This is a genomic window from Roseicyclus marinus (assembly GCF_036322625.1).
GTDB lineage: Bacteria > Pseudomonadota > Alphaproteobacteria > Rhodobacterales > Rhodobacteraceae > Roseicyclus > Roseicyclus marinus_A.
The window spans coordinates 2234054-2259584 of sequence record NZ_AP027266.1; the positions used below are offsets into that span (position 1 = coordinate 2234054).

Annotated in this window: 23 protein-coding genes; all 23 read right to left on the reverse strand. The window is 67.3% G+C overall.

The window, feature by feature from the left end; all coding sequences use genetic code 11:
• Nucleotides 1-80: 80 nt before the first annotated feature.
• The gene (gene recN / locus AABA51_RS10630) at nt 81-1730 is read right to left on the reverse strand and encodes a DNA repair protein RecN (protein WP_338271802.1); all 1650 of its coding nucleotides are present in this window, start codon (nt 1728-1730) and stop codon (nt 81-83) included.
• A gap of 51 nt (nt 1731-1781) precedes the next feature.
• Nucleotides 1782-2636 carry an outer membrane protein assembly factor BamD gene (locus AABA51_RS10635; RefSeq protein WP_338271804.1) on the reverse strand — a complete coding sequence of 285 codons (855 nt, stop codon included), beginning with the start codon at nt 2634-2636 and terminating at the stop codon, nt 1782-1784.
• Between the two features lie 156 nt (nt 2637-2792).
• Nucleotides 2793-3710 (reverse strand): UDP-3-O-acyl-N-acetylglucosamine deacetylase, encoded by a 918-nt coding sequence (gene lpxC, locus AABA51_RS10640; protein WP_338271805.1) that lies wholly within the window; start codon nt 3708-3710, stop codon nt 2793-2795.
• A gap of 273 nt (nt 3711-3983) precedes the next feature.
• Entirely contained in the window at nt 3984-5570 is a 1587-nt protein-coding gene (gene ftsZ, locus AABA51_RS10645) for a cell division protein FtsZ (RefSeq protein WP_338271807.1), read from the reverse strand.
• A 197-nt stretch (nt 5571-5767) separates the two neighbouring features.
• Nucleotides 5768-7102 (reverse strand): cell division protein FtsA, encoded by a 1335-nt coding sequence (ftsA, locus tag AABA51_RS10650; protein ID WP_338271809.1) that lies wholly within the window; start codon nt 7100-7102, stop codon nt 5768-5770.
• Nucleotides 7099-8103, reverse strand: a complete 1005-nt coding sequence (locus AABA51_RS10655) for a cell division protein FtsQ/DivIB (protein ID WP_338271810.1) — start codon at nt 8101-8103, stop codon at nt 7099-7101. The genes ftsA and AABA51_RS10655 overlap by 4 nt, the downstream gene beginning before the upstream one ends.
• Entirely contained in the window at nt 8091-9026 is a 936-nt protein-coding gene (locus AABA51_RS10660; RefSeq protein ID WP_338271811.1) for a D-alanine--D-alanine ligase, read from the reverse strand. The genes AABA51_RS10655 and AABA51_RS10660 overlap by 13 nt, the downstream gene beginning before the upstream one ends.
• Nucleotides 9027-9109: 83 nt before the next feature.
• Nucleotides 9110-10039 carry a UDP-N-acetylmuramate dehydrogenase gene (murB, locus tag AABA51_RS10665; RefSeq protein ID WP_338271812.1) on the reverse strand — a complete coding sequence of 310 codons (930 nt, stop codon included), beginning with the start codon at nt 10037-10039 and terminating at the stop codon, nt 9110-9112.
• 55 nt (nt 10040-10094) lie between these two features.
• Entirely contained in the window at nt 10095-10376 is a 282-nt protein-coding gene (locus tag AABA51_RS10670; RefSeq protein WP_338271814.1) for a DUF2484 family protein, read from the reverse strand.
• Between the two features lie 157 nt (nt 10377-10533).
• On the reverse strand, nt 10534-11973 hold the full coding sequence (gene murC / locus AABA51_RS10675; RefSeq protein WP_338271815.1) for a UDP-N-acetylmuramate--L-alanine ligase: 1440 nt from the start codon (nt 11971-11973) through the stop codon (nt 10534-10536).
• Complete coding sequence (locus AABA51_RS10680) at nt 11970-13073, reverse strand: UDP-N-acetylglucosamine--N-acetylmuramyl-(pentapeptide) pyrophosphoryl-undecaprenol N-acetylglucosamine transferase (protein ID WP_338271816.1); 1104 nt, start codon at nt 13071-13073, stop codon at nt 11970-11972. Before AABA51_RS10680 ends, murC begins: the two co-directional genes overlap by 4 nt.
• Nucleotides 13074-13080: 7 nt before the next feature.
• On the reverse strand, nt 13081-14247 hold the full coding sequence (locus tag AABA51_RS10685) for a peptidoglycan glycosyltransferase FtsW (protein WP_338271819.1): 1167 nt from the start codon (nt 14245-14247) through the stop codon (nt 13081-13083).
• A gap of 158 nt (nt 14248-14405) precedes the next feature.
• Nucleotides 14406-14789 (reverse strand): VOC family protein, encoded by a 384-nt coding sequence (locus tag AABA51_RS10690; protein WP_338271820.1) that lies wholly within the window; start codon nt 14787-14789, stop codon nt 14406-14408.
• Between the two features lie 77 nt (nt 14790-14866).
• Entirely contained in the window at nt 14867-16264 is a 1398-nt protein-coding gene (gene murD / locus AABA51_RS10695) for a UDP-N-acetylmuramoyl-L-alanine--D-glutamate ligase (RefSeq protein WP_338271821.1), read from the reverse strand.
• A 4-nt stretch (nt 16265-16268) separates the two neighbouring features.
• Nucleotides 16269-16820: an AAA family ATPase gene (locus AABA51_RS10700; protein WP_338271822.1), complete on the reverse strand. Its 552-nt coding sequence runs from the start codon at nt 16818-16820 to the stop codon at nt 16269-16271.
• A 42-nt stretch (nt 16821-16862) separates the two neighbouring features.
• Complete coding sequence (locus AABA51_RS10705; RefSeq protein ID WP_338271823.1) at nt 16863-17534, reverse strand: SDR family NAD(P)-dependent oxidoreductase; 672 nt, start codon at nt 17532-17534, stop codon at nt 16863-16865.
• Nucleotides 17534-18619, reverse strand: coding sequence for a phospho-N-acetylmuramoyl-pentapeptide-transferase (gene mraY / locus AABA51_RS10710; protein ID WP_338271824.1), 1086 nt, complete (start codon nt 18617-18619; stop codon nt 17534-17536). The genes AABA51_RS10705 and mraY overlap by 1 nt, the downstream gene beginning before the upstream one ends.
• A complete protein-coding gene (locus AABA51_RS10715) occupies nt 18620-20044 on the reverse strand; it encodes a UDP-N-acetylmuramoyl-tripeptide--D-alanyl-D-alanine ligase (protein WP_338271825.1) in 1425 nt (474 codons plus the stop codon).
• Nucleotides 20041-21525, reverse strand: coding sequence for a UDP-N-acetylmuramoyl-L-alanyl-D-glutamate--2,6-diaminopimelate ligase (locus AABA51_RS10720; protein WP_338271826.1), 1485 nt, complete (start codon nt 21523-21525; stop codon nt 20041-20043). The genes AABA51_RS10715 and AABA51_RS10720 overlap by 4 nt, the downstream gene beginning before the upstream one ends.
• Nucleotides 21526-21559: 34 nt before the next feature.
• A complete protein-coding gene (locus AABA51_RS10725) occupies nt 21560-23341 on the reverse strand; it encodes a peptidoglycan D,D-transpeptidase FtsI family protein (RefSeq protein WP_338271827.1) in 1782 nt (593 codons plus the stop codon).
• Complete coding sequence (gene ftsL / locus AABA51_RS10730) at nt 23338-23700, reverse strand: cell division protein FtsL (RefSeq protein WP_338271829.1); 363 nt, start codon at nt 23698-23700, stop codon at nt 23338-23340. Before ftsL ends, AABA51_RS10725 begins: the two co-directional genes overlap by 4 nt.
• On the reverse strand, nt 23700-24695 hold the full coding sequence (gene rsmH / locus AABA51_RS10735; RefSeq protein WP_338271830.1) for a 16S rRNA (cytosine(1402)-N(4))-methyltransferase RsmH: 996 nt from the start codon (nt 24693-24695) through the stop codon (nt 23700-23702). The genes ftsL and rsmH overlap by 1 nt, the downstream gene beginning before the upstream one ends.
• Nucleotides 24692-25210, reverse strand: coding sequence for a division/cell wall cluster transcriptional repressor MraZ (locus AABA51_RS10740; protein WP_338271831.1), 519 nt, complete (start codon nt 25208-25210; stop codon nt 24692-24694). Before AABA51_RS10740 ends, rsmH begins: the two co-directional genes overlap by 4 nt.
• Nucleotides 25211-25531 lie beyond the last annotated feature (321 nt).

The following is a 25531-nucleotide window of genomic DNA, read 5'->3' on the forward strand; positions in this document are numbered from 1 at the left end:
CGTGAAAAGACCACCGATGGTCACGATCCGGGGGCCAAGTGTCGGGACATGCAGGATTTCGTGAACGCGGGACGTGACGGTCAGCCGTCCAGAAGTGCGCGGGCGGCGGCGCGGGCGGCCTCCGTCACCGTATCGCCCGAGAGCATCCGCGCCACCTCGTCGATCCGGGCGTCCGGGTCGAGGGGGACAACGCGGCTCAGCGTGACCTCGCCTTCGACCTGCTTGGCAACACGCCAGTGATGCGCGCCAAGGGCTGCCACCTGCGGCGAATGGGTGACGACCAGAACCTGACCACCCGTAGCCAGCGCCTTGAGCCTGCGGCCCACGGCATCGGCGGTGGCCCCGCCCACGCCCCGGTCGATCTCGTCGAAGATCATGGTCAGACCGCTGTCATCGCCCGTCAGGCAGACCTTGAGCGCCAGAAGGAAGCGGGACAATTCCCCGCCCGAGGCGATCTTGTTCAAGGGACCGGCGGGCGCGCCCGGATTGGTCGCCACGGTGAAGGTGACAAGATCGATGCCTTCGGGGCCGGGTGCGGCAGGCTCGATCAGGGTGGTGAAGACCGCGCGCTCCATCTTGAGGGGGGCCAATTCCTCGGCCATGGCGGCATCGAGGCGGGTGGCGGCCTCGCGGCGCGCGGCCCGCAGTGTTTCGGCGGCGGTATCGAAGGCGGCCCCTGCCCTGTCGGCTGCGGCCTTCAGCGCCGCGATTTCAGTCGCACCACCATCAAGCTGGGTCAGTCGGGTCCGAAGCGTATCGGCAAGCCCCGCCAGATCATCTGGCGCGACGGAATGTTTGCGGGCAAGCGCGCGCAGGGCGAAAAGCCGTTCCTCGGTCTCTTCCAGCTCGGACGGGTTGAAGCTGAGCACCTCGGCGAAGCGTTCGACGCCCGATTGCGCCTCGGTCAGTTCGACGAGCGCGCGGTCGAGCGCGGCAAGCGCCTCGTCCAGCCCCCCTTCGGCGCGGTCGGCCACACCGTCGAGCCAGCGGCGCGCATCGCCCATCGCGCCCTCTGCCCCCTCGGTCCCAAGGGCCGCCGCGGCACGGGCGACATCGGCGCGCATGCGTTCGGCGGCCTGCATCAGGCGGCGGCGGGCGTCGAGGGTTTCCTCCTCGCCCGGCTGGGGGTCGAGCTTGTCAAGCTCGGCCACGGCATGGCGCAGGAAATCCTCTTCCGCGCGCATCGTAGCCAGCCGCGCCTCGGCGGCCTCAAGCGCGGCAAGCGCGCGGCGGCGGTCGGTCCATGCAGCGCGGGTGGCCGCAACCATGTCACCAAGCGCCCCGAATTGATCCAGAAGCGCCCGGTGCTGGCGCGGATCCAACAGGCCACGGTCATCTTGCTGGCCATGCAGTTCGACCAGCGTGTCGGAGAGCGCGCGGAGCAGATCGCCCGAGGCACGGCGATCGTTCACCCATGCCGTCTTGCGCCCCTCGGGCGTGTTCACGCGGCGCAGGATCAGCGTCTCGTCCGGCTCGAAGCCCGCCTCCTCCAGCAGGGCAAGGGCAGGATGGCCGGGCGCAAGATGGAATTCGGCCACGACCTCGCCCTGCTCGGCGCCGCTGCGCACCAGATCGGCGCGGCCGCGCCAGCCCAGCACGAAGCCCAGACTGTCGAGAAGGATCGATTTGCCCGCGCCGGTTTCGCCGGTCAGCACGTTCAGACCCGGCTGAAAGGCAAGCTCCAGCCGGTCGATGATAAGCATGTCGCGGATGTCGAGGTGACGCAGCATCGTCGCCCGGTTTCCCCTAGCCCCCGCGCCCCGTCAAGGGCGCGCGCCGCATCACAACCAGGCACCCCGGACGGTTTGCTGCCAGATGTCGCGCAGCCAGCCCTCGCCCTGCGCCTCGGGCGCAAGGTTCTGACCCGTCAACTGGCGGAACGCATCGTCGTAGAAGGGCGAGGATTGGAAGTTGTAGCCAAGGATCGCCCCGGCTGTCTGCGCCTCGTCCGTCAGGCCAAGCGCCAGATAGGCTTCGACCAGACGCATCAGCGCCTCGGGCGTGTGGCTGGTCGTCTCGAACTGCTCGACCACGACGCGGAAGCGGTTGATCGCGGCGGCATGATGGCCCCGGCGCAGGTAATAGCGCCCGATCTCCATCTCCTTGCCGGCAAGATGGTCAAAGGCCACTTCGAAGCGCAGGATCGCGTCCTGGGTGTATTCGCTGTCGGGATAACGCTCGATCACCTCGCGCAGCGCCTGCAACGCCTGGAAGGTCACGCCCTGATCGCGGCCGACCTCGTCGATCTGGTCATAATAGCTGAGCGCCAGAAGATATTGTGCATAGGCGGCATCTTCCTCGCCGGGGTAGAAATCGAGGTAGCGCTGCGCCGCGATGCGCGCATTCTCGTAATCCTCGTCCTCGTGATAGGCGAAGGCGGCCATGATCAGGCCACGGCTTGCCCATTCCGAATAGGGGTGGAGGCGTTCCACCTCGATGAAGAGGGCGGCGGCGCGATCGGGGCGACCGTTTTCAAGTTCCGCCTCGCCCTGCTGGTAGATCGTGACCGCATCCTGTTCCTCGAGCGGCACGGTCGCGTTGCGGCTGGCGAACCAACCGCCACCATTGCCGCCACCGCAGGCCGAAAGTGCCATCACCATCACCAGACCGGTGAAAAGGCCCGCTTTGCGGATCATGGCGTTGCCGCGGCTTTGCATGCTCGAAACCCCAAGTTTTCCAGGATCGCCCAGCCGTGGCCGGTCGCTCTGCGACTGGTCCTAGCATATTCTTTCATAGGGCAAAACGCCTGAAATCCGCTTTTCGCAACCGGGCCACGGGACCCTGTCGGGGGCTCAGGCCACATCGGCAAGGTCTGCGACCTTGACGCCCATGCCGGGCAGGCGCGCGGCTTGTTCGGGGGTGCACTCGACAAAGCGCCAGGCGTCGGGCCGGGCGAAAAGCGCGCGCAAAAGCTGGTTGGTCAACATGTGACCGGCGCGCACCCCGGTATAGCGGCCAAGGATCGGGGCACCGGCCAACGCCAGATCACCCAGCGCGTCCAGCATCTTGTGGCGCACAGCCTCGTCGGCATGACGCAGACCGCCGGGGCTGAGAACGACACCGCCGTCCACGACCACCGCATTCTCATAGGTCCCGCCCAAGGCAAGACCCGCCGCCCACATCGCATCCACATCGGCCTGACGGCAGAAGGTGCGGCTGTCGCAAAGCTCGCGCACGAAGCGCCCGTTGGCGAGGTTCGCAACCCGGCGCTGACGGCCGATGGCGGCATCTTCGAAATCGATGGTGAAATCCATCTCGAGCCCCGATGCGGGGGCAAAGCTGGCCGTTGCTTCGCCTTCGGACACGGAAACCTCGCGCAGGATCTCGATGGCGTGGATCGGCGCGGCTTGGCGCACGATGCCCGCATCGAGGAAACCGCGCACAAAAGGCGCGGCGGACCCGTCAAGGATCGGCATCTCGGGCCCGTCGACCTCGACCGTGGCGTTGTGGATGCCGCAGCCTGCAAGGGCGGCCATGACATGCTCGACGGTCGAGACCTCGGCCCCATCCTCGCCCTGCAACTTGGTGCACAAACGGCTCATGGGCACGACGTCGTAGCGCGCGGGGATCGCTGCGCTGCCATCAAGATCGGTACGCCGGAACCACAGGCCCATATGCGCCGCAGCAGGACGCACCGTCATATGCACGGTCCCACCGGTGTGAAGTCCTACACCCGTGAAACTGACCGGTTGCCGCAGCGTTGCCTGCATGAAATCTCCGAACCTCGTAGTGCCCGCACCGCAGGTGCCGGCCGCGTTACCCGGGCAGTCGCGGATTGCGACGGGTGGCCCGGTTTTCGCCACATTCATGGGATACAGGGGGGACGGAACAGGGACAATTCAACCTTTATGACTCCCTGCAACAATGCCGAAACCCATCGGCAATGTTTCGCCGATTGCACCCTTGACCCTGAATAATTCCCTGTTTCCAAAAGAAAAAAGGCCGACGGACCGTCGGCCTTTCCTGTCATCATGTGAAGCGGTTCAGTTCGCCTGCCGGCGCAAGAAGGCAGGGATCTCGATCCGTTCCTGATCGGGGTCGACGATCCCGTCATCGACCGCGCGATGCGGTGCCGGTGCGGCGGGACGTGCGCCCGACATCGGCGGCTGGCGCCGCTCGGCAGCGACGGTTTCCTCGGCGTGACCGGTCATGCGGTTGATGAGCGAGCCGATCCCGAGACGGCCACGCTGGGGCGCGTCGGCCTGAGCTTCGGATGCAGCGGCGGGCCGATGGGTATCCTTGGTGATCGCGGCGCGCAGCCGGGCCAGCGCCTCGGGCGTCGGGGTTCCGGCGGCGGGCGGACGCGGCGCGACGAATTCCGGCTCGGCCGATGCGGCCATGCGCGGATCGGGGCGTGCGGCTACATGGGTCGCGGGGCGATAGGCCGGGGGCGGCACGATATCGTCGGCGAAATCGTCCTCATGCTCCTCTGCAGCGAAACTCGTGAAAAGCGAGGGCTCCTCGGCCGCTTCCATCGCTTCCTCGACGGGTTCGGGCTGCGGCGCGGGGCGCGGGGCTTCGGCGACCGGAGCGGGCGCGGTGCGGCTGGCCACGGCGGCGGCGGCAAAGCTGCGCGCGGGGGCCATCTGCACCTGTGCCTCCCCCACGTCGATGCCGGTGGCGACGACGCTGACGCGCATCTTGCCTTCCATGTCCGGGTCGAGCGTCGAGCCGACGATGATGTTGGCGTCCGGGTCCACTTCCTCGCGGATGCGATTGGCGGCCTCGTCCAGTTCGAAGAGCGTCAGGTCATAGCCGCCCGTCACGTTGATCAGGACACCGCGCGCGCCCTTGAGGCTGATCTCGTCCAGAAGCGGGTTTGCGATGGCCTTTTCGGCGGCCTGAAGCGCACGGCTGTCGCCCTCGGCCTCGCCGGTGCCCATCATCGCCTTGCCCATCTCGTTCATCACCGCGCGGACATCGGCGAAATCGAGGTTGATGAGACCCGGACGGACCATCAGGTCGGTCACGCCCTTGACGCCCTGGTACAGAACGTCGTCGGCCATGGCGAAAGCTTCGGTAAAGGTGGTCTTTTCATTCGCCAGCCGGAACAGGTTCTGGTTGGGAATGATGATCAGCGTATCGACGACCTTTTGCAGCTGCTCGATGCCTTCATCGGCCTGGCGCATCCGCTTGGAGCCTTCGAACTGGAAGGGCTTGGTGACGACGCCGACGGTCAGAACGCCCAGCTCGCGCGCGGCCTGCGCGATGATCGGGGCTGCGCCCGTGCCGGTGCCGCCGCCCATGCCGGCGGTGATGAAGCACATATGCGCGCCGGCCAGGTGATCGACGATTTCCTCGATGCTTTCCTCGGCGGCGCTCGCACCCACGGCGGGGCGCGCGCCTGCGCCCAGACCCTCGGTCACGCGGGCGCCCATCTGGATCTTGGCCGTGGCGCGCGACTGGGTCAGCGCCTGCGCATCGGTATTGGCGACCACGAACTCGCACCCGTCGAGGTTCTGGTCGATCATGTTGTTCACGGCATTGCCGCCCGCGCCACCCACGCCGAACACGGTGATCCGCGGCTTCAGGTCGGGCTGGCTGTTCGGCATCATCAGGTTGAGTGTCATGGATCTGTCCGCCTGTATTTCGATCTTGTGATCCGGCCGCAGTCTTTTCGCCGACGGTCCGCTTCTGCCTCTGATTTCCCCAAACTTACCTGTTTCCACAGGACACGTCACGCGGAAATTCGGGCAAGACCGCGAAATATGGGGCGGAATTTCGCCCATTTCCCCCGCCTTTGGGGTTCGGCCACCAGATCAGGGGGTCACCAGTTGTCGCGGAACCATTTGACGGCGCGCTTGAGGCTGCGCGCGGGCAGACGGTCGGCGGGCGTCTCGAAATCCCACCATTCGTCCTGCGGATAGGCCGCAAAGAGCGCAAGACCGACACAGGCCGAAAAGGCCGGCCCGCAGGTCGATTGCGGCAGGCCCTGAACGCGGAGCGGTCGGCCCAGGCGCACCTGGTTGCCGAGGATGCGGCTTGCCAGCCCGTCAAGCCCCGGGATCTGGCTTGCGCCGCCGGTCAGAACGATCCGCTGGCTCGGCAGATGATCGAAGCCCGCCGCATCCAGCCGCGCCTTCACCTCTTCGAGGATCTCCTCCACGCGCGGGCGCATCACGCCGATCAGCTCGGCCCGCGTGACGGTGCGCCGGTCGTGGTGCCAATCGCCCGTCTCGCTTTCCAGTTCGATGATCTCGCGGTCGTCCATGCCGGTGGCGATCACGCCGCCGAAACGGGTCTTTATCTTTTCGGCATGGGCCATGGGGATATGCAGACCCTGGCTGATGTCGCCGGTCACATGGTCGCCCCCCATGCGCACCGTATCGGCGTAGATCATGTGTTTCTTCATGAAGATCGAGAGGCTGGTGGTGCCGCCGCCCATGTCGATGCAGGCAGCCCCCAGTTCCTGCTCGTCCTCGACGAGGCTCGAGACGGCGGCGACATAGGGCGCGCTGGCCAGACCCGCCAATTCCAGATCGCAGCGCTTGACGCAATGCAGCAGCGTCTCGATGGCATGCGCCTCGATCGTCAACAGATGCATGTCCACCGACAGGCGATTGCCGACATGGCCGCGCGGATCGGTCAGACCCGTGCGATGATCGAGCGAGAAATTCACCGGCTGGGCGTGCAGCACCTCGCGGCCCTGCCCCAGATCGGGCAGGTCGCATTCGGCCAGAACCTGCGCCACATCCTGATCGGTCACCGTGCCCGTCGTCAGCGTGACCTCACCATCAAGCCCGTAGCTGCGCGGCCGCGCGCCCGCCAAAGCGACGATCACGTGATCGACGCGCACCTGCGCCATCTTCTGTGCGCCCTGAACGGCAGTTCGGATCGCGCGCTCGGTTTCCTGAACCATGTCGATCTCGCCAAAGCGCACGCCGCGTGACCGGGTCGTGGCCGCGCCGATGATGCGGAAACTGGCCTGGCCCGCCATCGCACCGATCCCTTCGGCCGGGCCCATCGTGTTGGACTGGTCGAATTTGAGGATCAGGCACGAGGTCTTGTAGGTGCCGATGTCGAGCACGGCGATCACGCCCCGGCGCATCGCCTCCTGCCGCTTGGCCCGCATGGCTCGCTGCGACTGGTACAGAATGGTCATCCGTTTCGCTCTCCGCTCAGGGTGTCGCGTTCCATCTCGCGGAGGCGCTCGAGCTCCTCCAGCGCTGGACGGGTCAGTTGCACCGTCAATCGGTCGGGGTTGCGCAGATCGATGCGCAGAACATCCCGGTCAAGGATGCGGGAGGCGTCCTGAAGGGCCAGCGCCCGGTCCAGCGCCTGCACCGCGCCCTGTTCGGGCAAGAGGATGCGCCGCCCATCGGTCAGCACCACGTCCCAGCGCCGCTCACCCACCCGCACAAGGCCGCGGAGCCGATCGCCCAGCGGCGCAGCCGCGGCATGAAGCGCAAGCGCCTCGCCCACCACCAGATCGGCGCCATCGCCCGCCACGGCAGGCAAGGGCCGTTCCAGCAAGTGATCGTCAAGACTGGCCACGAAATGCCCCTCGGCATCGATCAGCGCGAGGCCGTCGCGCGTCTGCCAGATCAGGGCAGGCACCCGTTCCACCACGCGCACCGCCAGATAGCCGCCCGACTGGATGCGCAATTCGGCAGAGGCGACCGAAGGCAGGGCCTCGACCCGGTCGCGCAGCGCCGCAAGGTCGAGATCGAAGGAGGACATGGGCAGCTGCAACCCCAACGCCGCCCGCACCTCGCCGATCACACGGTCGCTTGCGCCTTCGACCCCCATCACGGTGATGCGGAATTCGGGGCGGCTTTCGATCTCGCGCCGGATTTCCTGACCCGCGTCCCAAAGCGCCGCGCGCCGTTCGGCATCCCCGAAATAGACGAGGCCACCGAAACACAGCACAAAGGCCGGCACGCCTACGCGCACGAGCTTGCGAAACAAGGGTGTCAGCCAAAGCCGCTGCACCCGGTAGGACCAGATCGAGGGCGCGGGATCGCGCGGGGCCTCGGGTGCTGCGGCGGCCATCGTGCGGGCGGCCGGCGGCTCGACCGCGCGCGGCGCGGGTTGGGGCGCTTGGGCCGTCTCCCGGCGCAGACCGGGCGGGAGCGGGTCGCGGCGGGCGATCAGCGGTCGCATGACGCATCCTCCACCAGCCAGCGGCAAAGCGCGCCAAAGGAAATCCCGCAAGCCGCCGCCTGTTCGGGCGTGAGCGAGGTGGGCGTCATCCCCGGCTGGGTGTTGGTCTCAAGGAGCACAAGCCCCGCAAGACCCCGGCTTTCGTCCCAGCGGAAATCGGTGCGGCTGACACCCCGGCAGCCCAGCGCGCGATGCGCCGTCACGGCCATGTCCATGCAGGCGTCGAAAATCTCTTGCGGGACTTGGGCGGGCACCACGTGGCGCGATCCGCCGGCGACGTATTTCGCGGCGTAATCGTACCAGCCATCGGTCAGGATATCGGTGACGGTCAGCGCGCCGGGATCATCCGGCCCCGCGCCCATCACCGAACAGGTCAGCTCGCGCCCCGGCACATAGGCCTCGACCATGACCATCTCGGGCATCGTGTCGGAAAGCTTGGGCGGACCATTCGCACCCTCGGTCACAAGGTAGACGCCGACCGAAGAGCCCTCGTTGTTGGGTTTGACGACATAGGGCGGTTGCAGCGCGTGGGCGGCCATCACCTGCGCCTTGGGCAGGATCAGGCTGTCGACGACCGGCAGGCCATGGGCGCGGTAGACATCCTTGGTCCGGGCCTTGTCCATCGCCAGCGCCGAGGCCAGCACGCCCGAATGGGTGTAGGGAATGCGCATCCATTCGAGAATGCCCTGAACACAGCCATCCTCGCCCCAGCGGCCATGGAGCGCATTGAAACAGACATCGGGCTTCAGATCGGACAGGCGCATGGGCAGATCGGGGCCGCAATCGACCTCGATCACCTCGTAGCCTTCGCCCCGCAGCGCCTCAACGCAGCCACGGCCTGTGGACAGCGACACCTCGCGCTCGGACGAAGGGCCACCCATAAGGACCGCAACACGGGGGGTTTTTCCGCTCGAACCCGCCACCTGTGCCTCTCGATGCCGCCGGGTTCTTTGCCCGGTCGGCCGCTTGTGTTCCGCCCGGTGTTCCGGGTCGGTTCATGCCTGTGTCACGCGCCCGGTCGCCCGACGCGCATGATTTCCCATTGTAGCTCTATTCCCTGTGTCTCGAAAACCCTTTTTCGGACCTCTTCACCCAAAGCTTCCAGATCGGCTGCCGTGGCATCGCCGGTGTTGATCAGGAAGTTGGAATGTTTCTCGGACATCTGCGCGCCCCCCCGGCGCGCGCCCCGCATGCCCGCCGCATCGATCACGGCCCAGGCTTTCAGGTCATGCACATCATCGGCACGACCCGTCGAGGAATAGCCGGCGGGGTTGCGGAAGGTGCTGCCCGCGTTGCGGTCCTTGGTGGGTTGGGACGCGTCGCGCCGCGCGATCTGGTCCTCCATCCGGGCGGCCAGCGTTTCGGGCTGGCCCTCGTCGGCGCGAAACGTCACCTCGGTGATCACGGCATCCTCGGGCAGGTCGGTCTGGCGATAGGCAAAGGCGATGTCACCGGGCCCCAGCGTGACCGCGCTGCCATCGCGCAGGACCGCGCGGGCGGCGACGAAATGATCCGCCACGTAGCTGCCGTAACAGCCCGCATTCATCCTGAGCGCCCCGCCGATCGAGCCGGGAATGGTGCGCAGAAAGGTCAGGTCGCGCCCCGCCTCGGCCGCCTTGCGCGCGACATGGGCATCGAGCGCCGCCGCCCCTGCGATCACCAGATCGCCCTCGACCCTTATGGCGTTGAACCCCCGCCCCAGCCGGATCACGACACCCGACAGACCGCCGTCACGTACGATCAGGTTCGACCCCACCCCCATCGGAAAGACGGGAACGGCCGGATCGAGCGCGGCCAGAAAGCTGCAAAGGTCGTCTTCATCGGCAGGCTGGATCAGCCAATCCGCCGGTCCGCCGACACGCAACCATGTCAGATCGGCAAGCGGGCGGTCCTGCGTGCGCGTGCCGCGCAGGGGAATGTCGGGGATGTCCGTCATGGCCTGCGTGCTAACCGCAGGCCCCGCACCTGTCCAGCCGGGTCGCGGCGCGGGATCATTCGCCGGGATGCTCGCGCGGCTGCTCGGCCTCTTGCGGCGCCAGAAGCCCCGCCAGACGCTGCCCCGCCCGCAGGATCGGCCAGCGCAAGAGAACCGCACCGGCCACCAGCCCGATCAGCCCCATGGCGGGCCCCATGCTCATGGTGACGAGCCCGAGAAGCGGAATGCCCGTTCCGATCAGCGCCCAGGCAAAGGGCCAGTGATAGCGGCGCGGTGCAAGACCTGCGGCACAGGCGACCGCACCCCACACACAGACAAGAACGAGGGCGACGGACATCACGCGGCACTCCTGACGGGACCAACACAAAAACACACGGGATCATCGGTCGCCGGACCCGCAGCCCGGCCCTTGGCCGGGGCACAGGCTGCACGAGGGCCCGTCCTCTTGGGCAAGCTCGTCATGGTCCGTTCATCCTCCATCCCGGCCACCACCATCACCCGGCAGCGGCTTGCGTGTCCAGATCCTTCAAGCGTGCGGGCAATCCATGCGCCCATGCCGAAATCGTGCCCGCGCCAAGGCAGACCACCATGTCCCCCGGCCGGGCCTGTTCGCGCACCAGCCGTTCAAGATCATCCTCCGACAGGATGGCGCGCGCATGCCTGTGACCGTGCCGGATCAACCCGGCCACCAGATCATCGCGGCTTGCGCCGGGGATCGGGGCCTCGCCCGCGGCATAGACTTCGGCGATGGCGACCACGTCGGCGTCGTTGAAACAGCCGCAGAAATCCTCGAACAGGCTCGACAGCCGCGAATAGCGATGCGGCTGATGGACGGCGATCACGCGCCCGCCACCCTCGGTCCCGATGGCCTGACGCGCCGCGCGCAAGACGGCGGCGATTTCCACCGGGTGATGGCCGTAATCGTCGATGATCGTCACGCCGCCGACCTCGCCCACCTTGGTGAAGCGGCGGTTGACGCCCTTGAAGCCCGCGAGCGCGGCGCGGATCTCGGCACCCTTCATCCCCAGATGGCGGGCCACGGCCACGGCGGCCAGCGCGTTCGACACGTTGTGATCGCCCGGCATCGGAAGCGTGCAACCCTCGATCACCTGCCCCTCGGCCTGCAGCGCGATGTCGAAATGCGCGACACCCGCCTTGTAGGTCAGGTTGATCGCCCGCACATCGGCCTGCGCATTGAAGCCGAAGGTCACGATCCGCCGGTCCGTGACGCGGCCCACCAGCGCGCGGACCTCGGGGTGATCGGTGCAGCAGACCGCGATCCCGTAGAAAGGAATGTTCGACACGAAATCGGTGAACCCCTGCCGCAGGTTCTCGATCGTGCCCCAATGTTCCATGTGCTCGGGGTCGATGTTCGTGACGATGGCAATGGTCGCGGGCAGACGGTTGAAGGTGCCGTCGCTCTCGTCGGCCTCCACCACCATCCAGTCGCCCTGCCCCACCCGCGCGTTCGAGCCATAGGCATGGATCACACCGCCATTGATCACGGTCGGATCGACGCCCCCCGCATCGAGAAGCGTCGCCACCAGCGTCGTCGTGGTCGTCTTGCCATGCGTGCCCGCCACCGCGATGTTCGAGCGCAGGCGCATCAACTCGGCCAGCATCTCGGCGCGGCGCACCACCGGCAGTCCCCGCGCACGGGCGGCATCAAGCTCCGGATTGCCGGTCTTGATCGCCGAGGAGATCACCACGACCTCGGCATTCTCGAGGTTCTCGGCCTTTTGCCCGATGAAGATCCGCGCGCCCAGATCGGCCAGCCGATCCGTGATCTTGCTGGCCTTCAGATCGGAGCCCTGCACCTGGTAGCCATGGTTGAGCAGCACCTCGGCAATGCCCGACATGCCGATCCCGCCGATGCCGACGAAATGGATCGCGCCCAGCTGGGTGGGCAATTTGGTGACGGCGGCGGCGTTCATGAGGCTCCTTTCCGCGCCAGTTCCTCGACCAGCGCGGCAAGCCGTGTCGCGGCATCGGGAACGCCGACCGACAGGGCCCCCCGCGCCATCGTATCGGCGGCGTCGGGTTGGGTGAGAATGGTTTGGATCGCCTGCGCCAGCGTCTCGGGCGTCAGACGGGATTCGGGGATCAGCACGGCGCCATTCGCCTCGACCAGGCCGCGCGCATTGGCGCTCTGGTGATCTGCGGTCGCGGCGGCATAGGGGATCAGGATCGCGGGCCTGCCGATGACCGAGATATCGGCGACGGACGACGCCCCGGCCCGGCTGATGACCAGCTGCGCCTCGGACAGGCGGCGCGGCATGTCGCGAAAGAACGGCTCGATCTCGGCGCGCACGCCGAGTGCCGCATAGGCCCCCGCGACGCGCTCGTGATCCTCGGGGCGGGCCTGTTGGGCGATGCGCAACTGCCCGCGCAAACCCTCGGGCAACAGCGCGACAGCCGCAGGCACGGTATCGGCAAGAATGCGGGCGCCCTGGCTGCCACCAAAGACCAACAGGCTCATCGGCCAGTCGCCGGGCGGCATGTAGGGCGCGCCCGCCCGTTCCAGAACGGCGGCGCGGACCGGGTTGCCGGTCTGCACCCCCTCGATGCCCGTGGGCAATTCGGTGGGCCATGTCCCGCAGGCCACCACGTCGACCCGCCGCGCGAAGAGGCGGTTCACCCGCCCCAGAACCCCGTTTTGTTCATGGATCATGCACGGCGTGCGCGTGATCCAGGCCGCGGCCAGCGCGGGGATCGTCGGATAGCCGCCGAACCCCACCACCACGTCGGGCCGCTCGCGCCACATCTTGAGCGTTGCGGCCACGATCCCGCCGATGATCCGGAAGGGCGCGGCCAGTTTCGCCACCACCCCGCCGCGGGCGAATGTGGCCGATGCCACCTGCCGCACCTCGACCGCGTGGGAATAGCCGTCGGTATAGCGTGCGCCACGCGCATCGGTCGTCAGCGTGACGCGCCAGCCGCGGCGGATCATCACCTCGGACAGGGCCTGGGCGGGGAACATGTGCCCCCCGGTGCCACCGGCCGCGATGATCAGATGGGGATTGGCGGGGGTCATGCCGGGCCTACCTGTGCCGCGACAGCAAGATGTCGCCGATCTCGCCCTGCGGCCTGAGCCGCGTGAAGGCCAGGAGCATGCCCACCGCAACCCCCGTCGCGATGACCGAGGACCCGCCATAGCTGACAAAGGGCAGCGTCATCCCCTTGGCAGGCAGGATGCGCGCCGCCACGCCCAGATTGATGAAGGCCTGCAAGGCCAGAAGGCTCGCCAGCCCCGTGCCCGCCAGCCGGATGAAAGGGTCCCGCTCGCGCATCAGCCGGAAAAACGAGCGCAGCGTGATCGTGGCGAACAGCGCGATGATCAGGAACACGAGCACCACGCCATATTCCTCGGCCGCGACCGCGATGATGAAATCGGTATGCGCATCGGGCAGTGTCCAGCGCACCGTCCCCTCGCCCAGACCCGCACCGAACACCCCGCCGTTGCGGATCGCATCGGCGGCATAGGCGATCTGGGTATTGGGGTCGATCTCGGCCGACAGGAATCCGTCGATGCGACGCGCCACGTGCTCGGAATTGTTGTAGGCAAAGACCCCGCCCAGAGCCACCAGCCCAACGAGACCAAACAGGATCGTCATCGGCGCACCGGCCACGAAATAGATCACCGACCAGGCAAAGATGATCAGCGCGGCCTGCCCGAAATCGGGCTGCATGACCAGAAAGCCCACGATCACCACCATGGCGAAAAGCGACACGGACTTGCCCGGCGGTCCCGCGATCTCCTGGCTTGCCGCGACCATCCAGGCAGTGAAGATGACGAAAACGGGTTTGAGGAATTCCGCCGGCTGCACCGAGGCAAAGCCCAGCGAATACCACCTGACGGCCCCTTGCCCGAAATCCGTGCCGAATGCCGGCAGCATGGCGAGCGCCAGCGTCGCGCCGAAAAAGCCCAGAACGCCCAGGCGCCGAATCGTGACCGGCCCCAACATCGAGACAAAGATCATCGCCGACAGGCCCATGGCCCCGAAGGCCGCCTGCCGGATGACATAATGGAACGGATCGAGCCCGTTGCGTTCGGCAAGCGGCGTGGATGCGGCGAATCCCAAAAGGATGCCGATGGCAAACAGCGTCAGCACGCAAAAGATCGTCATCCGGTCGACCGTCCGCCACCAGCGTGGAAGAACCGCCTCGCCCGATTGCACGATCACCGTGCCATGCGCGATTTCCGTCATGGGGACTGCCCGCCCGTATCTTGTCGTTGCCTGCCTCGGATCGCCCGGTTTTCCGGGTCATGGGCCACAGCCTAACCCGAAACCGCCGCCGAGGCCAGCCTTTCGCTTGACCCCGCCGCGCCGATCCTCGCGCGTCAGGGCTGGCCTACAGGGTCGGGTCAGGTCGCCTCGTAATACACGGCCTGCAACTTGTTCCCGTCGGGATCGCGCACATAAGCCGCGTAATAATGCGCGCCATACTGCGGCCTTGGACCCGGCTTGCCCTCGCACGTGCCGCCCAGTCGCAATGCGGCGGCATGGAACTGCTCCACCGCCACGCGGCTTGGCGCGACAAAGGCAATATGGGTGCCGTTCCCCCATGTCGCGGGACGGCCATCGGCGGGTGGATAGAGGTAGATCGTCGGCATGCCGGGCTTTTCATAGGCCGGCGGCTTGCCCTCGGGTTTTGGGACACGGGCGCAGCCAAGAATGCCCAGAACCGCGTCGTAGAACAACGCCGCGCGGGCGGTATCATTCGTTCCAAGCGTGATGTGACTGATCATGGGGCCCTCGTTACCGAACGGGACCATGCTATGCCGTTTGCGACGCTTGGCCAATGTCAAAGCCTGCAGGGCATGCTCTAGCCTTGCAGCCGCGCGACCTGCTCCATGAAATCGCGCCCACGATGCTCGAAACTGTCGTATTGATCGAAACTCGCCGCGGCGGGGGCAAGCAGCACCGTATCGCCCGGCTCCGCCTCGGCCGCCGCGCGCGCCACGGCTGTGGCCATGTCGCCGCAGACCTCGTGGGGCACATCGCCCAGATGCAGCGCGAAAGCCGCCGCCTCGCGCCCGATCACATAGGCCTTCACCACCCCGCCCGCCGCCGGGGCAAGCGCCGACATCCCCCCCTCCTTCTCCAGCCCGCCACAGATCCAGCGGATGCGCGTGAAAGCGCCCAGCGCCTTGACGGCGGCATCCACATTGGTGGCCTTGCTGTCATTGACGAAGGAGACACCGTTGATCTCGGCCACCCGCTGGCTGCGATGGGGTAGCCCCTCGAAACTGTGGAAGCCCGCCTCGATCTCCTTGGGGGACAGGCCCAGCGCACGCGCTACGCCATAGGCGCAAGCCGCGTTCTGATGGTTGTGCGCGCCGGGCAGGCCCGCGACCTGCCGCAGGTCGATCGACGCCACCTGCCGCCCCTTGCGCATCTCCGAAAGCCAGCCCTTGCGCGCCACGAGATCCCAGCCCGGCCCCGCGATCTTCTGCGCAGAGACCCGGATCAACCGCATGTCGCCCGGCCCCTCGGCCAATTGGTTGGCCAGGTAGCGCCCCTCGTCCTCGTCGACGCCGATCACGGCCCGGTCGGGCCCGCCCATGGTGAAGAGCCGCGCCTTGGCCGCGAAATAACCGCCCATCCCGCCATGCCGGTCCAGGTGATCGGGCGAGAGATTGGTGAAAACCGCGATATCGGGGGTCAGCGCCCGGGCCAGATCGATCTGGTAGGAGGACAGTTCCAGCACCACGACCCCTCCCTCGCCCGGCGGGTCGATGTCGAGCACGCCGCGCCCGATATTGCCCGCCAATTGCACGGGACGGCCTGCAGCCTCCAGCACATGCGCGATAAGCGCCGAGGTCGTGGATTTCCCGTTCGAGCCGGTCACGGCCACGACCTTGGGCGGCTCGTCCAGATCGCCCCAATCGCTCAGCGCCAGCGAACGAAAGAACAGGCCCACGTCATTGTCGACCGGCACGCCCGCTGCCCAGGCAGCGGCGATGGCGCGATGCGGCTTGGGGTAGAGATGCGGGATACCGGGCGAGGTGATCAGCGCCGCCACCCCTTCGAGCGCGCCCTCGGCGCAGGGGTCCTGCACGACGAACCCTTCGCCGGCGGCCACCTCCCGCGCCGCCGCGCCATCGTCCCAGCACAGGGCCTCGGCCCCGCCCGCCCGGAGCGCGCGCGCCGTCGCAAGCCCCGACCGCCCCAGACCCAGAACCGCCACCCGCTGCCCGTCGAACCCCTGAACCGGTATCATGCTCTCACCCCCGTTGCGCCCCCGCTGGCGGCCCGATCCGCGACTCGATCCAGGCCACGCGCTCGGCCACCGAAGCCTTGGGCATGATCTCTACCGCATATCCCGCCGCAGGAAAGGCCCCCAAGAGCCGCTCGTATTCCGCGACAGCCGCCTCGAACCCGTGCCGCCGCTCGGGATCGCTTGCGAAGAGCTCGGGCCAGGGCGGCGCCAGAAAGACCGGGCTCGCATAGCGCAGCCCCGGTGCCGCCACGACCTCGCCCAAACCCGCAAGCCCCGAAAGCGCATCGATGGCGGACCGGTCGAAGATCACCGGCCCCTCCAGGGACAGCGCCCGCGCATGATCCTCGGCCGCCAGCGCCAGACAGGCCCGCAGGAATCCCGCCATATCCTCCCACGGCTTGGGTCCACCGGCGCTGAGGACCCGCCGCCCCGGCTCGGCCATTGTCGCATGCCCCCGGCCCGCCAAGGCCGCGATCAGCGTCGACTTGCCCCCGCCCGAACAGCCCGACAGCACGAAAAACCGCTCCATGCCCTTCATCTTTCCAAAAATATGCATGGCCGACACCCAACCGACCCTCGCGCCGCCGGGGTATGGCCCCTACCAGCGCACCGGCAGCCCGTCGCGGAAAAACCGCCCCGTCGGCCCGTCCTCGGGCAGATCGGCCAGCCAGATCGCCGTCTCCGCCCCTTTCTCGGGGCTCCGGGTCGCAGCCTCTCCGCCCATTCGCGTCCTGACCCAGCCCGGATCGACCGCGTTGATCTTCACGCCCTGGGGCAGGTCGCGCACCAACGCCTTGGTCAGGGCATTCAGCCCGGCCTTGGCCACGCCATAGGCCCCCGGCCCTTCGAGGCCTTGCGCGAAACTGCCCCATTCGGAGGAAACATTGACGATGCGGCCCCAGCCGCGTGCGCCCATATGCGGCGCGCAGGCCCGGATCAGCTCGTAGGGGCCGCGCAACATCACGTCGAGCGACATGTGGAACCCGCCCGAATCCTCCAGCATGCTCGTGTCGATCAACACGCCCGCATTGTTCACCAGGACATCGACGCCGCCGATCTTGTCGACGGCGGCGGCAAGGCTCTCGATCCGGGCCACATCCATGCGAAAGGCCTGCGCGCCGATCTCCTCGGCGACCGCACGGCCGGCTTCGAGATCGCGCACCCCGATCACCACGCGATGCCCGCGCGCCACCAGCCCCGCCGCGATGGCACGCCCGATGCCGCGATTGCCGCCCGTGACCAGCGCGGTCGGTTTCTCGGGTCGTCCCATCACCGCAGCTTCAAGGTGGCAAGCCCGATCAGCGCAAGGATCAACGAAATGATCCAGAACCGGATCACCACCTGCGGTTCGGCCCAGCCCTTCTTCTCGAAATGATGGTGGATCGGCGCCATCAGGAAGACGCGCTTGCCCGTCGCCTTGAAATAGCCGACCTGCACGATCACGCTGACGGCCTCGGCCACGAAAAGCCCGCCCACGATGGCCAGCACGATCTCGTGCTTGGTCGACACCGCGATCGCGCCCAGCGCGCCCCCCAGCGCCAGCGATCCCGTATCGCCCATGAACACGGCGGCGGGCGGCGCATTGTACCACAAGAAGCCCAGGCCCCCACCGATCAGGCCCGCAACGAACACCAGCAATTCCCCCGTGCCCGGCACGTAATGCACATCGAGATACTCGGTGAAATCGACCCGGCCCACGGCATAGGCGATCACGCCCAGCGTGCCCGCCGCGATCATCACCGGCATGATCGCCAGCCCGTCCAGACCATCGGTCAGGTTCACCGCATTGGCCGATCCCACGATCACGACCATGGCAAAGGGGATGAACAGCCAGCCCATGTTGAACAGCACGTCCTTGAAGACCGGCACGGCCAGCTGCGCGGACAATTCCGGGGGATGGGCCCAGACGGCAATGCTCGCCGCAACGGCGGCGATGCCGAAGCCGATCATCAGCCGCACCCGGCCCGATACGCCCTTGCTCGTCTGGCGGCTCACCTTGGCCCAATCATCGGCGAAACCGACAAGACCAAAGGCGACCGTCGTGCCAAGAACGATCCAGACATAGACATTGTCGAGCCGCGCCCACAGGAGCGTCGACAGCGTCAGCGCGGCAAGGATCAGCAAACCGCCCATGGTCGGCGTGCCCGCCTTGGTCGCGATGTGATGGGCCGGGCCATCCTCCCGGATCGGTTGACCTTGCGCGTATTTGCGGCGCAGCGCGTTGATCAGGGGCCGCCCGAAGATGAAGCCAAAGATCAGCGCGGTGAAAAAGGCCGCGCCCGCGCGAAAGGTGATGTAGCGAAACAGGTTGAAGACATCCCCGCCATCCGACAGCGCGCTGAGCCAATACAACATCTAGCGGGGTCCTTTTCCCTGATCCACTGTCGCTTGCCCAAGTTTGCGCAGGGCGTCAACCACGCGGCTGACCTTGATCCCCTTGCTGCCCTTTATCAGCAACACATCCCCGCGCCGCAGCTTTTGCGGCAGGGCGGCTGCCATCTCCTCGGCGGTCTCGACATGCCGGCCCCGCACGCGCCCCGGCAGGGCCTTGTGCAGATGTTCCATCAAGGGGCCGACGGTGTGGATCGCGGCGATCTGGGCCAGCGCGGGATTGTCGGCGATGGCCGCATGCAGCGCTGGACCCGTCGGCCCCAGTTCCAGCATGTCGCCCAGAACCGCGATGCGCCGCCCCTGCCCCTGCGGCAAGGCCGCGGCCAGCATCTCGAGCGATGCGGCGACCGAGGCCGGATTGGCGTTGAACGCATCGTCGATCAACTCGATCTCCAGATCATCGGCCGCACTCAGCATCAGGCGCTCGCGCGTGCCGCGCCCCTCGAAGGGGGTCCAACCGGCCAGCGCCAGGGCCGCTTGCGTCGCATCCGCGCCGGCGGCTTCTGCAGCCGTCAGGGCGATCAGCGCATTCATCGCGTAATGCCGCCCCGGCGCGCCGATCTTGACCAGGCGCTCGGTGCCAAGGATCTCTGCCCGGATCACGGTCGCGGCCTCGGCCACCTGCGCCTCGATCAGTCGCGCCTCGACGCCCTTGCCCACCCCGAAGCGGATCAATCGGTCGGCACAGGCCCGTGCCTTGTCGAACAGGATCTCGGCAGTGCCCACATCGGCATGGGCCAGCGCGATGCCGCCCGGCTCCAACCCTTCGTAGATGGCGGCCTTTTCATGAGCGATGCCTTCGATCACGCCGAAAGCCTCCAGATGGGCGGGGGCCACGGTCGTCACCACCGCCACATGGGGCCGCGCCAAACGGGCCAGCGGCGCGATCTCGCCGGGATGGTTCATGCCGATCTCGATCACCGCGAATTCCGTATCGGCGGGCATCCGCGCCAGAGTGATCGGCACGCCCCAATGGTTGTTGAAACTGGCCTCCGCCGCATGGGTGCGCCCCTGCGCCGACAGGGCGGCGCGAAGCATTTCCTTGACCGTGGTCTTGCCGACAGACCCCGTCACCGCGATCACGCGGGCCTGCGTGCGCGCCCGGCCCGCTGCCCCAAGCGCGCGCAACCCCTCCATCACGTCGCCGACAATCAGGCAGCGCGCCGGGTCCACGCCCTCGGGGACACGCGACACCAGCGCCGCAACGGCCCCCCGCGCCAGCGCATCGGCGACGAAATCATGCCCGTCCCGCGCCGCCGACAGCGCCACGAACAGATCGCCCGCCGCCACGCTGCGGCTGTCGATCGAGATGCCGGTCACCGACCAATCGCCCGCGATGCGCCCGTCCGTTGCCGCCGCAGCCTCCGCCGCCGTCCAAAGCGCCGTCATGCGCGACCCTCCAAAGCGGCGACCGCGACGCTCGCCTGTTCCACATCGTCGAAGGGATAGACCACGTCGCCCACGATCTGTCCGGTCTCGTGCCCCTTGCCCGCGATCAACAGCGCATCGCCCGGTTCCAGCGCATCGACCCCGCGCAAGATGGCTTCGGCCCTGTCGCCGACCTCGATCGCCTCCGGGCAGGCTTGCAGAATTTCTGCACGGATCGCCGCCGGAACCTCGGATCTTGGGTTGTCGTCTGTCACAAAAACGATATCCGCGTGCTCCGACGCGGCCTGCCCCATGAGCGGCCTCTTGCCCCGGTCCCGGTCCCCGCCCGCGCCGAAAACGACGATCAGCCGCCCCATCACATGCGGCCGCAACGCCTTGAGCGCGGTCTCCAGCGCATCGGGCGTATGGGCGTAATCGACGAAAACCGGCGCGCCATTGGCGCGGCGACCAGCCATCTGCATCCGCCCGCGCACGCCCGTCAGACGCGGCAGGACGGCAAAGACCGCCTCGGGTTGCTCGCCCGCCGCGATGACAAGCCCCGCGGCGGTCAGGACGTTCATCGCCTGAAACGCCCCGATCAGCGGCAGACGCGTCTGCACCGGCTGCCCCTGCCAGCGGAACAGCACATCCTGCCCCGTCTCGTCGAGCCTGCGCCCCGTGATCTTGAGCCCCGCTTCCTCGGCATATTGCGCGACACCGATCACCTCGATCTCGCGCGCGGCACAGGCGTCGCGGACGCGCGGGCCATAGCTGTCGTCAAGGTTCACGACCGCCACGCCGTCTTCGGGCAAAAGCTCGGTGAACAGCCGCAGCTTGGCCTGGAAATAGCTTTCCATATCGCCGTGATAATCCAGATGGTCCTGCGTCAGGTTGGTAAAGCCCGCCGCCGCCAGCCGCACCGCTTCCATCCGGCGCTGGTCCAACCCGTGCGAGGAGGCCTCCATCGCCACATGGCTCACGCCCGCCGCCGCCATATCGGCCAGCACCCGGTGCAGCGTCAGCGGATCGGGCGTCGTATGCAGCCCCGGCGCGGCAAAGGCACCCTCCACCCCGGTGGTGCCGACATTCACCGCCTCATGGCCCAGCGCCGCCCAGATCTGGCGGGTAAAACTGGCCACGCTCGTCTTGCCGTTGGTGCCCGTGACGGCCACGATCGTATCGGGCTGCGCGCCGAACCAAAGGGCGCTGGCATGGGCAAGCGCCGCGCGGGCATCTTCGACCACGACCAACGCCGCCTGCGATCCGGCCATCGCGGCCCTGGCCATCTCGGCCCCTGCCCGGTCGGTCAGGATCGCGCCGGCACCCATCTTGAGAACGGCGGGGATGAATTCCGCCCCATGCACCCGCGTGCCGGGAAGCGCCGCGAACAATGCGCCCTGTTCCACTTTGCGGCTGTCGAGCGCCACGCCCGTCACCGCAACATCGCCGCCCGTCCGCGCCGTCAGGCCAAGGTCGGACAAGCTCCGTGTCTTCTGCGCCATGCCATTCCCCCGGCCCATCGCCCCGGCGATGCGCTCATCTCGATGCGCTGGATAGCGCATCGATGGCGCCGGGTTCAATCTCCGGCCGCAACCCCATCAGGGGGGCGGTGCGGCGGATGATCTCGGCGGCGACCGGAACGGCGGTCCAGCCCGCCGTGCGGCGCGGTTCCGACCCCGATGTCTCGACCGGTTCCTGCAAGGTGGTGATCAGCACGTAGCGGGGATCATGCATCGGAAAGGCGGCGGCAAAGGTCACGAGGTTGCGGTCCTCGTAATAGCCCCCCGTCGGGCGCGGCATGTCGGCGGTGCCGGTCTTGCCCCCCACGGCATAACCCGCGACCTCGCCGAAACTCGCCGTGCCCTCGGTCACGACGGCACGCATCATGGCGCGCAGGGCCGCGCTGGTCTCTTCCGAGATGACCCGTTCGCCCTGCTGCGGCGCATCTTGCCGCAACAACGTCGGGCGCACCAATGTCCCGCCATTGACGAGAGAGGCATAGGCGGCGGCAAGGCTCACGGGCGACGTGGAAATCCCGTGGCCATAGGACACCGTCATCGTCGCCAGATCACCCCAACGCGGCGGCAAGAGCGGGCGGGCATTGGCGGCCTCGATCACCTCGACAGGGGCCGGCACAAGCAAGCCCAACTGCTCGAGGAAGGCGCGCTGGCGTTCCGCACCGATCACCTGCGCCATGCGCGCCGTGCCGATGTTCGAGGAATGGATGAACACGTCATGCACCGATTGCGACGGCCCATGGCTGCGGTAATCGCGGATGCTGAACCCCGCCATGCGCAACGGGCCGCGCGTGTCGATCATGTCGCCGGGATGGAACAGGCCCAGCTCCAGCCCCTGCGCCACGGTGAAAGCCTTGAACACCGATCCCAGCTCGTAGACGCCTTGCACCGCCCGGTTGAAGAGCGGGCTGTCGGCCGGATCGCCCTCCAGCGCGGGGCGGGGGCGGTTGTTGGGGTCGAAATCGGGCAGGCTCGCCAGCGCCACGATCTCGCCGGTATGGGCATCCATCATCACCGCAGATGCGCCCTGCGCATTCAAAAGCGCCATGCCGCCTGCCAGAACCTCCTCGACGGTGGCCTGCACCGTCAGGTCGAGCGCCAGCATCAAGGGCCCGGTCTGGCCGGGATCGCGCAGGGCCGCGTCGAATTGCGCCTCGACGCCCGCGATGCCGATCACCTCGGCGGCATTCACGGCTTCCTGCCCGAAACCGGCACCGCCCAGCACATGGGCCGCAATCGCCCCGTTGGGATAAAGCCGCATCTCGCGCGGACCGAACAACAGGCCCGGCTCCCCCAGATCATGCACCGCCTGTTCCTGCTCGGGCGACAGGTAACGCCGCAGCCACAGGAACCGCCGCTCCGAGGTGAAGCGTTGGTGCAGCGTATCGGCATCCATCTCGGGAAAGATCTCGGCCAGACCATCGGCGGCGGCACGGGCATCCACGATTTCATGGGGATGGGCGTAAAGCGCATTGGTGGCGAAATTCGTCGCCAGAACCCGGCCCTGCCGGTCCACGATATCGGCCCGCGTGGTGTGGATCACGGCGCCCGAACTGGCCACGCGCGGCTCTTCCGCCTCGGTCGTGGCCAGCGCAGCCATCCGCGCCCCCACTGCCCCGAAGGCCAACAAGAAGACGAGGGACATCAGCAGCAACCGGCTCTCCGCCCTCTGGCGCAGCTTGTCGCGGCCCGCCTCGTGGCGCAGGCGCAGGTTCTCGCGTTCGATGGCGTCGGGGTTCTCGCCCTTGGCGCGGGCATCAAGAACACGGGCCAGCGGGCGTAGCGGCGTGCGCAGGCTCATGGCACCAATTCTCCTTCGGGGCCGCCCTCGGGACCGGAGGCATTTTCCAAAAGCAATTCCTCGGGTTCGGGCGGCAAGGGATAGGGGATCTGATGGGCGCGCCCGAATTGCTCGGGGGCCAATGGCAACAGCTGCAATCGCTCGAAATTGAAATCCGCCAGCTCGCGCAGCCGGTCGGGCCGGTTGAGATAGGCCCATTCCGCCCGCAAGATCGCAAGCCTTTCGCGCGCGTCCCCGATGTCGCGCTGCAATTGCTCGACCCGGCGCTCGGCCTGCTGGGTCAGGATCGTCTGGTGATAGGCCCAATAGCCCAAGGCCACGACCCCCAGAAGAAACACCAACGTGGACAGACCGCGCATCACAACACCTCCGTCAGTTGCGGCAGGCCAAGGACCGAGCGGTCCACCGGGGCTGCGGGCGCCTCGGTCCGGGTCGCCACCCGCAACCGCGCCGAGCGCGCGCGCGGGTTCAGGGCCAGTTCCGCCTCGTCCGGCGCGATGGCCTTTTTCGGCGTGAGCAAGAATGTCGGCACCCGCGCCCGTTCCATCGGCGCATGACGCGACCCGCCGCCGCCCTCGCTCGCGCGGTCGGCCAGGTAGCGTTTCACCACCCGGTCCTCGAGCGAATGAAAGGTCACGACCGCCAGCTTGCCCCCGGGCTTGAGCGCGCGTTCGGCGGCATCCAGCCCTTCGGCCAATTGCCGGAATTCATCGTTCACCGCGATGCGGATCGCCTGAAAGGCGCGCGTCGCCGGATGGCTCTGCCCGGGTTTCTTGCGCGGCAGGCACCCCTCCACGATCCGCGCCAGATGCAGCGTGGTGGCGATCCGCCCCTTGGCGCGCTCGGCCACGATGGCCTTTGCAATGCGCCGCGCCGCGCGTTCCTCGCCATAGTGGAACAGGATATCGGCGATCAGCGCCTCGGGGGCGTCGTTCACCAGATCCTCGGCGGATGGCCCGGCTTGGCCCATCCGCATGTCGAGCGGCCCGTCCTTCATGAAGGAAAACCCCCGCTCCGCCCGGTCAAGCTGCATCGAGGACACCCCCAGATCCAGCGCCACACCGTCAAGCGGCTCACCGGCCAGCCGGTCGAGATCGGAAAACGTGCCCGCCACCAATCGCAAGCGGTCGCCATATTCCCCGATCCAGGGTGCCGCCAGTTCGAATGCCAGGGGATCGCGGTCGATCCCGATCACCCGGTCCGCCCCCGCCTCGAGCAATCCGCGCGAATAGCCACCCGCCCCGAAGGTGCCATCGACCCAGACACCCGTGACCGGGGCCACCGTCTCCAGCAGCGCGCGCAACAGGACCGGGACATGCGGCGCGCCTTGGGTCTGCCGCTCCGCGCCCGTCATTCCGCGCCGACCGGATCGTCGTCAGGCAACAGCGACAACGCATCGAAATGCGCAGCCCCCTGCGCCAGATCCTTGAGGATCGCGGCAAAGGCATCGGCCTGCGCATCGGCCTGGGCGGGGTTCAGGATGTGGAATTTCTCGCCATGCCCCTCAAAGACCGCTTCTTCGGACAGGTCGATCTTGTCGCGCAGCTCGGGCGACAGGACCAGGCGCCCGGTCTCGTCCAGCGTGACGGTGTCGGACATGGACTTGTAGTAATAGACCATGATGCGCTGCGCATCGGTGCCCGATTTCATCCGGGAAATCTTGCCCATCAGCCGCGCGTAACTGTCCGCCGACCAGCATTCGAGATGCTTTTTCGTCGGGTCGCCAAAGGTGATGTGCATCTTGAGCGGATCGCCCGGCGCATATTCGGCATCGCAGTTCTGCAAGACGCGACGGAACTTGGCCGGGATAGACACCCGACCCTTTCCATCCACCTTGTTCCGGCTGATGCCGGTGAACTCGCGTTCCACGGGACGTTGCCCTTATGCTGCCTCATTCCGGCCTTAGTCTGGCCGCCGGAACGGAAACGGCGGATCGAGCAAGCTGCCACTGCCCGATCCGCCGCTCTCGTCCCATCTCTGGGTGTCCGACTGCGCAGGCCACCTGGGGGGATGTCTGCTCGCTTGCGCGCCGGATCTCTTTTTTCAGCGTTGGAGATGCCTGTATGAACCTGCCGTTTTTTGTTTTTGGTTCAGGCCGTTGCGGCCCGTCGTTTATCTCGTCTGCCGATGGACAATAGATGCCACGGGACAATTTCCCACGCAAACCCTTTTTTTGGGAAAGACTCCCAA